The following is a 14,878-nucleotide window of genomic DNA, read 5'->3' as shown; positions in this document are numbered from 1 at the left end:
GGCCCGAGGCCGGGCGGACGGTGTGCGCGGAACGTCACAACCCGGTGATGAGCGGGATCCGGAACCCCGTTCATCTCATTCCGGTCAACCTCAGCCCGCTACGCTGACCGTATGACGAGCGAGGAGCAGCCCACCCCCAGCGCCGCCCCGGCCGCCCGCGACGCCACGTCCGGGCTGCCCGAGGTCGCGCCAGCCGGGACCCCGGTCGACCGGGCTCGCGCGCTGCTGCGGACGCGCCCCTACCGGCGCCTGTGGACCACCCAGCTGATCGGCGGCACCGCCGACCGGCTCGGCCTGCTGGTGCTGCTCGCGCTCACCGTGATCGCCGTCGCCCTCGGCGGCCGGTTCGGCGACCTGCCGCGCAGCCTCGCCTTCGCCGTCACGGCGGTCCTCGCCGTCCGGCTGGCGGCCACCGGGCTGGTCGGCGTCGCGCTGCTCGGGCCGGTGCACCGGCTGGTCGCCGGCCGGCTGGACCGGCGCTGGACGCTGTTCGGCGCCGACGCGCTGTGCGCCCTGCTGATCGGCCTCGCACCGTGGTGGACCGTCTGGCTGGGCTCCGGCCCGAAGCCCTCCGGCGCCGCCGCCTACGTCCTGCTCGCCACGGTGTTCGTCACCGGTGCCGCCGAGCGGGTCCGGGGGATCGCCAAGGACGCCGCCGTCCCGGGCCTGCTGCCGCCCGCCGATCCGTACGCCCCCGCCGCCGAGCAGCGGCCCGCCGCCGCCCACCTGGACACCGTCCGGAGCATCGACCGCTTCACCGGCTGGGCCACCCTGCCGCTCGCGGCCGCCGGCCTGGTCGCCCTCACCCTGCTGAACAACATCGGCGCGGCGCTCGGCTCGGACTGGCTCCGGGCCCACCAGCTCACCCTCGCCGCGCTCGGCGCGGCCGGCCTGTTCGCCGCCTCGGCCGCCCGCGACTACCTCCAGCAGCTGCCCGTCGGCCCGGTGGCCGGCGCCCCGCACTCGCCGCTGCAGGGCCTGCGCGCCCCCACCGACGCCACCCCTGGCCCCGCGCTGAGCAAGGGCCGCACCGGCAGCGCCCCGTACTTCACCTTCGCCGTCGCCGCCGGGTACGCCTCGATGGCCGGCGTCGCCGCGCTCGCGCTGCTCACCGCCGCCGAGCACCGGGCCGGGCCGATCGGCTACGGCCTGCTGGTCCTCGCCGCCACCGCGGCGCCCGCCCTCGGCTCCCGGCTCACCCGGGCCACGCTGCCCGCGCTCTCGCGCCGCCGCCTGCTCGCGCTGGCGCTGCTCACCGAGGGCGTGGCGCTGATCCTGGCCGGGCTGGTGCTGGACTTCGTCCTCGTCCTGGCCCTCACCGTGCTGGCCGGCCTCACCGCCGGGATCGTCGTCTCCGCCGGGCGCACCCTGCTCGGCCAGGAGGTCGAGGAGGCCCGGCTGCCGAAGGTCACCGAGCACCTGTACGCGGTGCTGCGGGTCGTGGTCGGCGCCGCGCTGGTCGTCGTCCCGCTGATCGCCGCGGCGTACGGGGACGTCGAGTACGGCACGGTCGAGCCCGGCTCGTTCACCTTCATCCACGGCGGCGCGGCTCTCGCCGTCGCCACCTCGGGGCTGCTCACGCTCGTCCTCGCCGCCGTCGTCCTGCTGCGGACCGACGACCGGCGCGGCACCGCGCCCTTCGGCCGGGACCTGGTCGACGCGGTGCGCGGCGCCGTCGGCCCGGCCCCGCGCCAGGGCGCCGGCACCGGCTTCTTCATCGCCCTGGAGGGCGGCGACGGCGCCGGCAAGTCCACCCAGGCCCAGGCGCTCGCCGAGTGGATCCGTGGCAAGGGGCACGAGGTCGTGCTCACCCGCGAGCCCGGCGGCAGCCCGGTCGGCCAGCGGCTGCGCGGCCTCGTCCTGGACGTCGGCAACACCGGCCTGTCGCACCGCGCCGAGGCGCTGATCTACGCCGCCGACCGGGCCGAGCACGTCGAGAACGTCATCCGGCCGGCCCTCGCCCGCGGCGCCGTGGTGATCACCGACCGGTACATGGACTCCTCCATCGCCTACCAGGGCGCCGGGCGCGACCTGGCCGCCACCGAGGTCGCCAGGATCTCCCGCTGGGCGACCGGCGGGCTGCTGCCCGACCTGACCGTCGTCCTGGACGTCGACCCGACCAGGGCCCGGGAGCGCTTCACCGAGGCGCTCGACCGGCTGGAGTCCGAGCCCACCGAGTTCCACCAGCGGGTCCGGGCCGGCTTCCTCGCCCTCGCGGCCGCCGACCCGGCGCGCTACCTGGTCGTCGACGGCAGTCAGGCCCCCGGCTTCGTCACCACCGCGATCCGGCACCGGCTCGACCGCGAGCTGCCGCTCTCCGAGCAGGAGAAGGCCGCCCGCGCGGAGCAGGAGCGGCTCGCCCGCGAAGAGGCCGAGCGCCGCGCCGCCGAGGAGGCCCGCAAGAAGGCCGAGGCCGAGGCCGCCGAGCGCAAGCGGCAGGAAGTGCTGGCGCAGCTGCGGGCCGAACAGGCCGAGCAGGAGCGGCTGGCCAAGGAGGAGGCCGAGCGGGCCGCCGCCGAGGCCCGGCGCAAGGCCGAGGAGGAGGCCCGCCGCCGGGCGGAGGAGGAAGCCCGCCGCCGCGCCGAGGAGGAGGCCAAGCGGAAGGCCGAGGAGGACGCCCGGCTGGCGGCGGAGGCCGCCGAGCGCAAGCGCCTCGCCGACGAGGCGGCCGCCCAGGCGGAGCTCCAGCGGCAGCGCGAACTCCAGCGCGAGGAGCAGCGCCGCCGGGCGGAGGAGGCGCTGCAGCGGGCCGAGGAGGCCCGGCTGGCGCAGGCCGCCGCGCTCGCGGCCGCGGCTGCGGCGGCGCAGACGACGGCGGATCGGGCGGCGGCGGGTTCGGCGGGCCTGGCGGGTTCGGCCGGTCCGGCCGGTCCGGCCTCAGGCTCGGCTGCTGGTCAGGCTGCTGGTTCGGCTCCTGGTGATGCCGTGACCACCGAGCTGCGGGCCGTCCGGGACGTCCCGGGGGCGGGGTCCGTGGGCACTCCCGGGCCCGGTGGGACCGACGAGGCGACGCGGGAGCTGTCGCTGCGGGACAGCCGGGCGGCCGTCCGGGCGGCGGAGGCCGCCGACGAGACCGCCCAGCTGCCGGTCGTCCCGTCGACCGCCGTGGACGAGACGGCCGTGCTGCCGAAGATCACGGAGGAGGCGGACCGGACCGCTGTGCTGCCGCGGATCGAGCCGGGGCGTCCGGCGCCGGAGCGTCCTGTGTCGGAGCGTTCTGCCCCGGAGCGCCCGGCACCGGGCCGGGTGGAGCCGGGCCGTGCGGGGGCGGGTCGTACCCAGGCGGGCCGTACCGAGGACCGGGTGCCGCCGGGGCTGTGGCGCGAGGAGCCGGTGGACAGCACCCGCGAGCTGCCGGTGGTCGGCGACGAGCCGCAGCCCGCCGACGAGTCGCAGGCCACCGCCGAGCGACCCCGGCCGGAGTGGGCCGAGGAGACGCCGATGGACGACCTGCCGAGCCTCACCGACACCCTGCTCGGCTCGCGTGACGAGTGGTCGCGCTGGAATCACGGCGGCCCAGCCCCGCAGGACCCGCGTGGCGGCCAGGACCGGCCCGTCCCCGGGGGCGACCAGGGCGAGGGCGGCGGCAAGGGCAAGGGCCGTCGCTGGGGCCGTCGGGGCTGACCTCGGGCTGCGGCGGTACGGACGCCGGCAGGACAGCGGTACGGACGACGGGCGGCGTCGTCGGGGTGGAGAGCTCCGGCGGCGCCGCCCGTCGCCTTCGGCGTCGGGGCGCCTCCTTCGGTGGTGGGCACCCCGGAGGGCGCCGTGGCTGTCGGAGCGGACACGTATGCTCGACGGCGGGGAAGAGGCGCCGGGAGCGCTGCCGTACGGAGCTTGGGAGCAGCAGTGGCCGTCTGGGACGACCTGGTGGGCCAGGAGCGGGTGGTCGAGCAGCTGACCGCCGCCGCCCGGTCGGCCGGGGCGACGATCGCGGCCGGCCGCGGAGCCGGCCCGCAGCCGGGCGGGAACGCCTCCCTGATGACGCACGCCTGGCTGTTCACCGGCCCGCCCGGGGCCGGGCAGGTCACCGCTGCGCGCGCGTTCGCCGCGGCCCTCCAGTGCACCAGCCCGGACCTCGCGCTCGGCGGTACGCCCGGCTGCGGGTTCTGCGACGGCTGCCACACCGTGCTGGCCGGCAGCCACGCCGACGTCAAGTACGTCCGGACCGACGGCCTGTCCATCGGCGTCGGCGACATGCGCGAGCTCGTGCTGCGCGCCTCCAGCTACCCGACCGGCGGCCGCTGGTCGGTGATCCTGGTCGACGCCGCCCACCGGCTCACCGAGGCCGCCGCGAACGCGCTGCTCAAGGGCGTGGAGGAGCCCTCCCCGCGCACCGTCTGGCTGCTCTGCGCCCCCTCCGTCCAGGACGTGCTGCCGACCATCCGTTCGCGCTGCCGCCTGCTCGTCCTGCGCACGCCCACCGCCGAGGCCGTCGCCGACATGCTGGTCCGCCGCGACGGCGTCGACCCGGAGACGGCCCGGCTGGCCGCGCTCGCCGGGCAGGGCGACGTCGGGCGCGCGCGCCGCCTCGCCGTCGACGACCAGGCCCGCACCCGCCGCGCCGAGGTGCTGCGGATCCCGCTGGAGGTCGCCGACATCGGCGGCTGCCTGGCCGCCGCCCAGCGCCTCGTCGACACCGCCAAGGCCGACGCCGAGGCGCTCGCCGAGACCCAGGACGCCAAGGAGACCGACGACCTGAAGGCCGCCTACGGCGCCACCGAGGGCAGCAAGGCGCCGCGCGGCATGGCCGGGGCGGTCAAGGAACTGGAGAAGCGGCAGAAGAGCCGGGCCACCCGCACCCGCCGGGAGACCCTCGGCGTCGCACTGCTCGACCTGCTCGGCTTCTACCGGGACGTGCTCGCGCTGCAGCTCGGCTCCAGCGGCACCCTCGCCAACGAGGACCAGCGGCAGGCCCTGAACCGGGTCGCGCAGGAGGGCCCGCCGGAGAGCACGCTGCGCCGGATCGAGGCGGTGCTCGCCTGTCGGCAGGCGTTGGACCGCAACGTGGATCCGCTGCTCGCCGTCGAGGCGATGACGGTGGCGCTGCGCGCGGGCTGAGCTGAACCGCGCTGCCGCGCTGCCGCGCCGCCGGGCCGTTCCGGGGTGGGCCCGTCGGGCTGAACGCCCGGCGTAGGCCCGGCGTAGGCCTCCCGGAGCCGTCCCGTTGTCCCACCTTCGAGTGAATGATCGATACGCGCCGGGCACACCCGCGTGTGACCGTCCGCCCGTTGTGCACGCTGGGGGCCGACTGTGCCCCGGTGCCGGGGCCGTCGCCCCCGTACGGCACCGGGTCCCGTCCGGCGCCGGCCCTCCTCCCGAGGCGGTGCGTCCCATGGTTCGTTCGCTCCTCGTCATCCCTCTGCTGATGGCCGCGCTGGGCGGGATCTGGCTGGCCCGCGGCGCGCTCCAGCGCTGGCGCGACCTGCGCGCCGCCGCGACGTACGAACTGGCCGGTGAACGCTGGCCGATGCTGGTGCGGGCGGCCGGAGCGATGATCTGCGGGGTCTGCGTCACCGCGTTGACGCTGCTCACGGCGCTCGGGGCGTTCGGCGGCCTGACCCCCCGCGGCCAGGAATCGGACCGGGCCGAGCCGGTGGTCGACGCGGCGGGTACGGGCCAGGGCGGGGGACCGGCGGTCCGGCAGCAGCCGGCGCCGCCCGTCGTGGCGGAGCCGGCCGCGGCCTCCGCCGCCGTGAGCCACTTCGACGGTGTCGGCCAGCCGGGCGGCGGCGAGCTGCTGCAGTCCGCCGTGCCCGGCCCGGACGGGCAGCCGCGCACCGTCCGGGTCTGGCTCCCGCCGCAGTACGCCAAGGAGCCGAACGCGCGCTTCCCCGTCGTCGTGATGCAGGCGGCCACCCCGCGCAAGACCGCCGACGCCGAGGTCCCGGACGTCTTCGAGGGCCTCACCGCGGCCCTGCAGACCGGCCGCGCCCGCCCCTTCATCCTGGTCGCCCCCGAGGCGCCGAACGGCACCGCGCACCCCTGCGACCTGGTCGCCGCCGCGCCGGCCGCCGTCGCCGACGACGAGACGCTGCGCGCCGCCATCGCCGCCTCGTTCCGCATCCTGGCGCCCGGCCCGGCCTCCTGGGGCACCCTCGGCGTCGAGGGCGGTGCGCCGTGCGCCGCCGCCGCCGTGCTGTCCCGCCCCGACCTGTACGGCGCCGCCGCCGCGGTGTCCGGCCGCTACGACGCCGCCGCGCTCACCCAGGCCGGCGCCGAGGCCCCGGCCGGCAGCGCGGCGAAGCTCCTGCTGGCCGCCGCCAAGGCCGACACGGCCGGGCTGGACGCGGCCCGCAAGCTCCAGGCCGCGCTCACGGCCGGGGCCGGACCGGCGGCCAAGGCTGAGGTGAAGATCTCCGACAACGTGCAGGACTACACCCCCGACCGGGAGCGGATGCGGCTCGTCCGGCAGGCGGCGCAGTACCTGGCCGACGCGCTGGCCAAGGCGTCCTGAGCCGCCGTCCCGGACGGGGCGTCGCCGCCCGGTGCCCGTAGCGGGTGCCGGGCGGCGTGCTGTGGTGCAATGCGAGTCGGGTCGCCGGGCGACGACCCTGGGTGACGATCGAGAGGGCTCGGATGATCGCGAGGGGTCGGATGAGGGCCACCGGGCGGGTACTGGCGGCGGCGCTCGCCGTCGGGCTGCTGGCGGGCGGGTGCGGTGCGGGTTCCTCGAGTTCGTCTGGTTCGACGAGCTCGTCGGGTTCCTCGGGTTCCTCGGGTTCCTCGGGTTCCTCGGGTTCCTCGGGTTCCTCGGGTTCCTCGGGTTCAGAGGGTTCAGAGGGTTCAGCGGGTTCGTCCGGGGCGGGGGGCGCCGGGCCGTCCAGCCCGGCCGCGCCCGGGGTCACGCCGCTGGAGCCGCTGCCCGCCGCCGTCCCGGCCGGGCTGGCCCCGTACTACGCGCAGCGGCTCGACTGGCAGCCGTGCGACGGCGGATTCGAGTGCACCGCCTTCCGGGTGCCGCTGGACTACGACCGCCCCGGCGACGGCGACCTCACCCTGGTGGCGGCCCGCGCCACCGCCGTCCCGGCGGGCTCGGGCTCAAAGGAGGGGGCCGGGGGAGGCCGGCTCGGCTCGCTGCTGCTCAACCCCGGCGGGCCCGGCGGCTCGGCGGTCGAGTACCTGGAGGCCACCGCGCGGACGTACGACAGCGGCGTGCGCGCCCGGTACGACCTGGTCGGCCTCGACCCGCGCGGGGTCGGCCGCAGCAACCCGGTCACCTGCCTGAGCGGCGACCGGATGGACGCCTACACCGCCGTCGACCTCACCCCCGGCGACCAGCACGGGATCGACGCCCTGGTCGCCGCCGACAAGGAGTTCGCCGAGGGCTGCCGCCAGCGCGCCGGGGCGGCGCTCGGCCACCTCGGCACCGTCGAGGCCGCCCGCGACATGGACGTGCTGCGCGCCCTGCTCGGCGACGAGCGGCTGAACTACGTCGGCAAGTCCTACGGCACCTTCCTCGGCGCCACCTACGCCGGGCTCTTCCCCGGCCGGGTCGGGCGGCTGGTACTGGACGGCGCGGTGGACCCGTCGCTCGACTCGGTCACCGGCAACCGCACCCAGGCCGGCGGCTTCGAGACGGCCTGGGCCGCCTTCGCCAAGGACTGCGCCAAGCACGAGGACTGCCCGCTCGGCCGCACCGAACAGCAGATCGGCGAGCAGCTCACCGCCCTGCTCGCCACCGTCCAGGCCAGCCCGCTGCCCAGCACCGACCACGACCGGCGACTCACCGAGGCCCAGGCGACCACCGGCGTCATCCAGGCCATGTACGCCGACTTCCTCTGGCCCAAACTGCGCACCGCGCTCACCGACGCCAAGGCCGGCGACGGCACCAGCCTGCTGAGGCTCTCCGACTCCTACTACGGGCGCGAGGCGGACGGCTCGTACCCCAACCTGATGTTCGCCAACACGGCGGTGAACTGCCTCGACCTGCCCGCCCCGTTCGCCGGGCCGGAGGACGTCCAGCGCGCCGTGCCGGACTTCGAACAGGCCTCGCCGCACTTCGGCCGCGACATGGCGTGGATGGCGCTGGCCTGCACCTACTGGCCGGTCCGGGCCACCGGCACGGCGCACACCATCCGGGCCGCCGGCGCCGCCCCCATCGTCGTCGTCGGCACCACCCGCGACCCGGCCACCCCGTACGCGTGGGCCCAGGCGCTGGCCGGGCAACTGGAGTCCGGACGCCTGCTCACCTACGACGGGGACGGCCACACCGCGTACGCGCACCACGACGCCTGCGTGGACGGCGCGGTCAACCGCTACCTGCTGGCGGGCGAGGCACCGGAGCCGGGCGCGCGCTGCACCCGGTAGGCGGGATGGTTCCCGCTTCAACCGACCGCCGGTGCGACGTTACGATGAGCGCCCCCCGCCCTCATCCCCTCCCCTCCCCGGAGCGCACCGTGCTCGGAGTCAACGACCTGGCGACGTACGTCCTCGGCGCCCTCGTCATCGTCCTACTGCCCGGCCCCAACTCCCTGTACGTGCTGTCCGTCGCCGCCCGCAAGGGCATCCGGACCGGCTACCAGGCCGCCGTCGGCGTCTTCGTCGGCGACCTCACCCTGATCAGCCTCACCTCGCTGGGCGCCGCCTCCCTCCTCAAGGCCAACCCGGCCGTCTTCGCCGTGGTCAAGCTCGGTGGCGCCGCCTACCTGCTCTGGATCGGCTACGGCATGCTCCGCGCCGCCCGCCAGCTCTGGCGCGAACGCCGGACCGCCGACAGCCCCGACAACCCCGCCGCCACCGCCGAACCGGCCGTCGAACCCGTCGAGCGCCCGTTCCGCCGCGCCCTGGTGATCAGCCTGCTGAACCCGAAGGCGATCCTCTTCCTGCTCTCCTTCTTCACCCAGTTCGTCGACCCGGCCTACGGGCAGCCGGCCCTCTCCTTCGGCCTGCTCGGCGGCATCCTGCAGACCTTCAGCGTGCTCTACCTCTCCCTGCTGATCTTCGCCGGCACCACCCTCGCCACCGCCTTCCGCCGCCGCCGTCGCCTCTCCGCCACCCTCACCAGCGGCGTCGCCGTCCTCTTCGCCGGCTTCGCCGCCAAACTCGCCGTCTCCTCCGCCTGACCCCCACCCCCGCCAACCGGGTGTGGATCACCCGCGAAACCTGTGTAGACTGGCCCGCGTTGCCACCACGCGTGACAACGGCGCCGCCTTAGCTCAGCTGGCCAGAGCAACGCACTCGTAATGCGTAGGTCGCGGGTTCGAATCCCGCAGGCGGCTCTGTAGAAGCCCCAGGACTCACTCGCCGTGACCTGGGGCTTTTGCGTGGGGTGGGGCGGGTTACTGGTCGAGGTAGGCGAGGACGGCGAGGACGCGGCGGTTGTCGCCGTCGGTGGGGAGGAGGCCGAGCTTGGTGAAGATGTTGCTGATGTGCTTGGCGACGGCCTTCTCGGTGATGAAGAGGCCCTGGGCGATGCCGGCGTTGGAGCGGCCCTGGGCGAGCCATTCGAGGACTTCGCGTTCGCGGTCGGTGAGGCTGCCGACGTTCTCGTCGCGTTCCTTGCGGACGAGGAGCTGGGAGATGACGTCGGGGTCCATCGCGGTGCCGCCGTCGGCGACGCGGCGGATCGAGTCGAGGAACTGGGAGCCGTTGGTGACGCGGTCCTTGAGCATGTAGCCGACGCCGCGGCCGCCGCTGGCGAGGAGTTCGCGGGCGTAGAGCGGTTCGACGTACTGGGAGAGGAGCAGGACCGGGAGGTCGGGCATGGTGCGGCGGGCGGTGAGGACGGCCCGCAGGCCCTCGTCGGTGAAGTTCGGCGGAAGCCGGACGTCGACGACCGCGACGTCCGGCTGCTGCTCGGTGAGGGCCGCGAGGAGGTCGGCGCCGTTGTCGACGGCGGCCACCACCTCGTGTCCGTAGGCCTGGAGGAGGCGGATCAGGCCGTCCCTCAGGAGGAAGTGATCTTCGGCGAGGACAATACGCACGGAAGCTCCATCGTCACCATGGTCGGGCCGTTGACGGGGCTGTTCACGGCCAGGACTCCGTCGAACGTGCTGAGTCGTCGCTCGATGCCGCGCAGGCCGGTGCCCCGGGTGGCGTCGGCGCCGCCGCGGCCGCTGTCGGTCACGGTGATGCGCAGCATGCCGTGATCGTAACGGATGTCGATCCAGGCCCGGTCGGCGCCGGAGTGCTTGGCGACGTTGGTGAGGATCTCCGAGATCGCGAAGTAGGCGGCGGACTCGACGGGCATCTCGGGGCGTCCGGGCAGGTCCACGACGACCTCGGTGGGGACCGGGCAGACCATGGCCAGCGCCCGCACCGCGTCGGCGAGTCCGCGGTCGGCGAGGACCGGCGGGTGGATGCCGCGGACCAGGTTGCGGATCTCCTCCAGGGCCTTGGAGGAGGACTGGCGGGCCTCGATGAGCAGGGCCCGGACGGCCTCCGGGTTGGTCTCCAGCAGGTGTTCGGCGGCGTCCAGGGTCATGCCCATCGCGACCAGGCGGGCCTGGGCGCCGTCGTGCAGGTCGCGTTCGATCCGCCGGATCTCGGCCATCTGCGTGTCGACGGCGGTGCTGCGGGTGGTGGTGAGGTGCTCGATCCGGCTGGCCATCAGTTCCTGCTCGCTGGGGGCGAGCATGGAGTGGGTGTACCGGGCGTGCTTGCGGATGGCGCGGGGGGCCATCCACAGGGCCAGCGGCAGTTGCAGGACGCCGAGGACGCCGGCCAGCACCGCGGTGGCCTGGCCGTCGATCGGGATGAACTGGTACCAGAGGCCGTCCCACTGGGTCGACAGCGGGACGCCGAAGAAGGCCAGGAAGATGCCCCAGAAGCCGCTGAGCAGGACGGCGATCGGCATGAAGGCGAGGAAGCCGCCGACGATCGGGTCGGTGAGCACCCAGGTGAACTCCCGCTTGGTCTGCGGGTCGCTCATGATCCAGCGGTAGCGGGCGACGGCCCCCGAGGCGCCCTCGGGGGCGGCCGGCAGGCCGCTGGGCGGGCCGGGGATCTGCACGCCGGACCAGCGCTCGGACAGGCCGCGCTGGCGGGCGGCCAGTGCCCGGACGCGCTCCATGGCCCGCGGCACCAGGCCGAGGCCGGGGCCGACCAGGGAGATCGCGCCGGTGACCCCGAGCGAGCGCCCGAAGGCCGCGACGGACATCCAGCAGAGGGCCAGCGCCCGCCGCAGTCCGGTGAATCCGGCGGGGACGGAGAATCCCCTGATCTCGACCGCCGAGGGGCTTCCCCCGAGCTTCATCGTGCGGTCCATGGCCCGCTCCTCTCTGGTGCCGTTCGCTGTGCCCCGGCCGTGGTGGCCGTGTGACCATTCTGGCGGGGGCGGCGCGGCGAAATCGGTAGTAATAACCCCCCTCTTGCGCGACCGGAGGGGGAGGTTCTTCTACCTGGCGGCGGCGGTGACGTCGGCGGGCGGGCTCAGAAGCCGTCCGATGCGCCCTCGGCGGTGTCGGGGGCGGCGACGAAGAGGGACAGGGTGTCCGCCACGCAGGCCGCGTGCTGCTGGCCCTCGACCTCCACCGTCATCCGGACCGCGGCCAGGTGGCCCATCGGGGTCTCGCGGACGCTGGTGACCTTGGCGCCGCCGCGGACCCGGGCGCCGACCGGGACCGGGCGGGGGAAGCGGACCTTGTCCAGACCGAAGTTGACGCCCAGTTCGACGTTGTGGATCTCGAAGATCGCGCGCATCATCGCGGGCAGCAGGCCGAGCGTCATGTAGCCGTGGACGATGGTCCCGCCGAACGGGCCGGTGGCGGCGCGCTCCGGGTCCACGTGGATCCACTGGAGGTCGCCGGTGGCGTCGGCGAACTGGTCGACGCTGTGCTGGGTGACGTCGAGCCATTCGCTGTAGCCGAGGTGCTCCCCGGTCGCCCCGGTGAACTCGGCCAGGTTGGCAAAGGATCTCATGCGGGTGATTCTGGGCGGCCGTCCATGGCGCGGACAAGGCGTCGGGGGGCCGGGGGGCCGTTCGGTCAGCGCGGCGTCAGTTGGCCGTCAGCGGAGGGGGCGGGGCGGCGGGAAAGGCCGGAGGCCCGCCGGCGCCGGGAGCGCGGGCGGGCCTCCGGGACGGGGCGGGGAGGGCTCAGCCGTAGCGCTTGAGCTCGTGGAAGAAGTCCGGGACGGTGTACAGCTGCCCGGCCGCGAGGACGCGGTCGTAGACGTGCTTGGCGACGGCCATGTCGAGTACGCCGAGGCCGAACGGGGAGAAGACCACCGGCCGGTCGGACGGCGGGGTGATCGTGCCGGTGAGCACGTCGTAGAGCGTGCCGGCGACGAACTCGCGGTGGCCGACGCGCTGTTCGGCCAGGTGCGGCGAGGTGCCGGCCTTCATGCAGTGCTCGATGTCGTCGACGACGTTCCACGAGTCGAGGACGATCTCGGGGGAGAGGTCGCGCAGCGAGACGTGCAGCACCAGTGGGTTGTGCGAGAACCACTGCGGGTCCGTCACGTGCGGCTCGCCGGCGACGGTGGCGAAGACCACCAGGTCGCTGGAGCGGATCAGGTCCTCGGCCTTGTCGTGGACGGTGATCTCCACGCCCTCGCCCTCGGCCCGGCGCAGGTAGTCGGAGAAGCCCTCGGCGTGTTCGGCGGACAGGTCGTGGACGCCGGCCGCGGTGAAGTCGAAGCCGTTGGCGGCGAGGTAGGTGTGCACGTAGCGGGCGATCAGGCCGACGCCGAAGAAGCCGACCCGGGTCGGGCGCTCGCCGCGGGCGTCGGCGAGCCGGGCCGCCGCGAGGGCCGCGGAGGCGGCGGTGCGCGCCGCGCTGATGATCGAGCTCTCCAGGCAGGCGAACGGGTAGCCGGTCTCGGCGTCGTTGAGGATCAGGACGGCCGAGGCGCGCGGCAGGCCGGCCGCCACGTTGTCCGGGAAGCTGGAGATCCACTTGATGCCGTGCACGCCGACCTCGCCCTTGACCGAGGCCGGCAGCGCGATGATCCGGGAGGACGGGCGGTCGGGGAAGCGCAGGAAGTACGAGTCCGGGTTGACCGTCTGCCCCTCGCCGTGCAGCCGGTACGCGGCCTCGACCGTGGCGACGACCTCGTCCTCGTGCCCGTTGAGGGCCTCGTGCACCTGGGCGCCGGAGACCACGGCGAAGGGAGGTACCTGATTCATGGGAACAGTGCTCCTGGTCGGAGGGGTGAGGATCGGAGGGGTGAGGATCGGAGGGGTGAGGATCGGAGGGGTGAGGATCGGAGGGTGAGGAAACGGAGGGGGAGGGGTCAGCCGATGCGGGCCAGGCCCTTGGCACGCTGCCGCGCCCGCCCGCGCGAGACCACCAGCGGGTCCCAGTCCGGGCCGCGTTCGGGCAGCCGGGAGGGGTCGCCGAGCACCGCGCCGCCGAACACCTCGCGCAGCAGCGCGCGGCCGATGATGTCGGAGGCGGCGGCCATGCCGCTGTTCGCGACCGCGGCGATGCCGCTGCCGTAGCGCACGCTCTGGCCGACCACGTACAGGCCCTCGACCTCGGTGCGCACGTCCGGCCGCTGGCTGGAGCCGCCCCAGCTGGCCATGCCGTACGGGGTGCCGCCGGTGGCCCGGATGTAGCGCTCGTGGGTGAGCGGGGTGGCCGTCTCCAGGTGGGTGACGCGCTCCCGGAACGGGCCGATGACCTTCTCGGCGGTGGCCAGCATGACCTCGGTGAGCTGCTGCTTGCGGGCGAGGTAGGCGGCGTTGCGGCGGTAGGGCTCGCCGTCGGCCGGGCCGCTCTCCAGGCCCCAGAACCCGTAGCCGGGCGGCAGGCCCGTCATGAGCTGGAAGTTGCTGTGGCCGGGCGGGCAGACGGCGGCGGCGCCCGGGTCCTTGAGGGAGGCGAAGGAGAAGGTGAGCGCCGGCACCGAGTCCATCGAGCCGTCCCGCGCGTACCGCTCCAGCATGGCGGCGTGCGCGCCCTCCATGTCGTCGCTGTCGTGCCACCAGAGGTTGGCGTTGGGCAGGCCCGGCAGTTCGGTGTCGAGCCCGATGTACACCGAGACGAAGGAGCCGCGCATGGTCGCCGCGCGGGTGCGGGCCACCACCTCGGAGGGGAAGGCGTCCTCGCCGCCGCACAGGTCGAGGACGGTGCGCCGGTAGTCCGCGTTGGAGATGACCAGCGGGGCCGAGACCCGCTGCCCGTCGGTGAGTTCGACGCCGGTGGCGCGCCCGTTCTCGATCAGGATGCGGCGGACGTCGCAGCGGGTGCGCAGTTCGCCGCCGTGCGCCTCCAGCGCCTCGACGAACGCGGCGACCATCGCCTGGCCGCCGCCCTCGGGGTAGTACGCGCCGCGCAGGTAGTGGTCCATCATCGAGGCGTGGTGGGCCAGGCTGATGCCGTCGGGCATGGTGCCGTAGTTGCCGGCCTGTGCCGCGAGCAGCGTGCGCGCCTTGGCGGAGAGGCCGAAGTGGCCCAGGGCGTCGGCGAAGGTGCGGCGGGACCAGCGCATGGTCTGCGGGGACTTGCGGAACAGGTCGACCAGGGAGACGCCGTTCAGGCCGGCGCGGGTCGAGCCGGCCACGTTCTCGGCGAGTTCGAGGAAGCCGGCGATCCGGTCGGCCTCTTCGGGCAGGGCCTGCCGCAGCCGGTCGCGGTAGGCGTCCCAGCCGGCCGGCACGTCGACGGTCGCGGTGGGCGTGATGATCCGGTCGAAGCCCTGCTCGTTGTCCATCGGCCGGAACCGCACCCGGTCCAGGACGCCGAGGCCGGCCAGGATCGCCGGGAAGTGCCCGTCGGGGCCGCAGTCGCCGAGGTAGTGCGTGCCGACGTCGAACTCGTACTTGCGCCGGCGGCGGAACACGTGCGCGTTGCCGCCGGCGATGTCGTGCTGTTCGAGGACGAGGACGCTGCGCCCGTCGGCCGCCAGGTAGCCGGCGGTGGTCAGGCCGCCGATGCCGCTGCCGACGACGATCGCGTCGTAGTGGTCGCGCAGTCCCTGGGCCCCCTGCATG

The 14,878-nt window shown here is 74.9% G+C and carries 10 protein-coding genes and 1 tRNA gene; 6 read left to right on the top strand and 5 right to left on the bottom strand.

Translation table 11 applies throughout. The annotated features are described in order from the left end of the window. The first annotated feature begins 111 nt into the window (after positions 1-111). From tmk to AB0P03_RS04365, 6 genes are all read left to right on the top strand, one after another. Complete coding sequence (gene tmk / locus AB0P03_RS04390) at positions 112-3,624, top strand: dTMP kinase (protein WP_363627799.1); 3,513 nt, start codon at positions 112-114, stop codon at positions 3,622-3,624. Between the two features lie 225 nt (positions 3,625-3,849). After that, complete coding sequence (locus AB0P03_RS04385; RefSeq protein WP_363627900.1) at positions 3,850-5,061, top strand: DNA polymerase III subunit delta'; 1,212 nt, start codon at positions 3,850-3,852, stop codon at positions 5,059-5,061. Positions 5,062-5,335: 274 nt separating this feature from the next. Next, positions 5,336-6,457 carry a hypothetical protein gene (locus AB0P03_RS04380; protein ID WP_363627798.1) on the top strand — a complete coding sequence of 374 codons (1,122 nt, stop codon included), beginning with the start codon at positions 5,336-5,338 and terminating at the stop codon, positions 6,455-6,457. 140 nt (positions 6,458-6,597) lie between these two features. Further along, a complete protein-coding gene (locus AB0P03_RS04375) occupies positions 6,598-8,310 on the top strand; it encodes an alpha/beta hydrolase (protein ID WP_363627797.1) in 1,713 nt (570 codons plus the stop codon). An 89-nt stretch (positions 8,311-8,399) separates the two neighbouring features. Next, on the top strand, positions 8,400-9,065 hold the full coding sequence (gene leuE / locus AB0P03_RS04370; RefSeq protein WP_363587396.1) for a leucine efflux protein LeuE: 666 nt from the start codon (positions 8,400-8,402) through the stop codon (positions 9,063-9,065). Between the two features lie 82 nt (positions 9,066-9,147). Next, positions 9,148-9,221: transfer RNA gene (locus AB0P03_RS04365), tRNA-Thr, on the top strand. A 60-nt stretch (positions 9,222-9,281) separates the two neighbouring features. On the opposite strand, the gene AB0P03_RS04360 is transcribed toward AB0P03_RS04365, so the two are convergent. The 5 genes from AB0P03_RS04360 to AB0P03_RS04340 form a co-directional block, all read right to left on the bottom strand. After that, the gene (locus AB0P03_RS04360) at positions 9,282-9,926 is read right to left on the bottom strand and encodes a response regulator transcription factor (RefSeq protein WP_063348719.1); all 645 of its coding nucleotides are present in this window, start codon (positions 9,924-9,926) and stop codon (positions 9,282-9,284) included. Beyond that, positions 9,890-11,209, bottom strand: a complete 1,320-nt coding sequence (locus tag AB0P03_RS04355) for a histidine kinase (protein WP_363587394.1) — start codon at positions 11,207-11,209, stop codon at positions 9,890-9,892. Before AB0P03_RS04355 ends, AB0P03_RS04360 begins: the two co-directional genes overlap by 37 nt. A gap of 164 nt (positions 11,210-11,373) precedes the next feature. Continuing rightward, positions 11,374-11,862: a MaoC family dehydratase gene (locus AB0P03_RS04350; protein ID WP_363587392.1), complete on the bottom strand. Its 489-nt coding sequence runs from the start codon at positions 11,860-11,862 to the stop codon at positions 11,374-11,376. A gap of 175 nt (positions 11,863-12,037) precedes the next feature. Beyond that, positions 12,038-13,069, bottom strand: a complete 1,032-nt coding sequence (sbnB, locus tag AB0P03_RS04345; protein WP_363587390.1) for a 2,3-diaminopropionate biosynthesis protein SbnB — start codon at positions 13,067-13,069, stop codon at positions 12,038-12,040. Between the two features lie 107 nt (positions 13,070-13,176). Then, positions 13,177-14,877 carry an NAD(P)/FAD-dependent oxidoreductase gene (locus AB0P03_RS04340; RefSeq protein WP_363587388.1) on the bottom strand — a complete coding sequence of 567 codons (1,701 nt, stop codon included), beginning with the start codon at positions 14,875-14,877 and terminating at the stop codon, positions 13,177-13,179. Between the last annotated feature and the right edge of the window lies 1 nt (position 14,878).

The sequence above is a fragment of the Kitasatospora sp. NPDC088779 genome (assembly GCF_040685395.1).
GTDB lineage: Bacteria > Actinomycetota > Actinomycetes > Streptomycetales > Streptomycetaceae > Kitasatospora.
This window is presented reverse-complemented; position numbering and strand designations above follow the sequence as displayed.

Coding starts and splice junctions, on each gene's coding strand:
- tmk (WP_363627799.1), top strand. CDS start 112: ATGACGAGCGAGGAGCAGCCCACCCCCAGCGCCGCCCCGGCCGCCCGC.
- AB0P03_RS04380 (WP_363627798.1), top strand. CDS start 5,336: ATGGTTCGTTCGCTCCTCGTCATCCCTCTGCTGATGGCCGCGCTGGGC.
- AB0P03_RS04375 (WP_363627797.1), top strand. CDS start 6,598: ATGAGGGCCACCGGGCGGGTACTGGCGGCGGCGCTCGCCGTCGGGCTG.
- AB0P03_RS04355 (WP_363587394.1), bottom strand. CDS start 11,209: ATGGACCGCACGATGAAGCTCGGGGGAAGCCCCTCGGCGGTCGAGATC.
- AB0P03_RS04350 (WP_363587392.1), bottom strand. CDS start 11,862: ATGAGATCCTTTGCCAACCTGGCCGAGTTCACCGGGGCGACCGGGGAG.
- sbnB (WP_363587390.1), bottom strand. CDS start 13,069: ATGAATCAGGTACCTCCCTTCGCCGTGGTCTCCGGCGCCCAGGTGCAC.
- AB0P03_RS04340 (WP_363587388.1), bottom strand. CDS start 14,877: ATGCAGGGGGCCCAGGGACTGCGCGACCACTACGACGCGATCGTCGTC.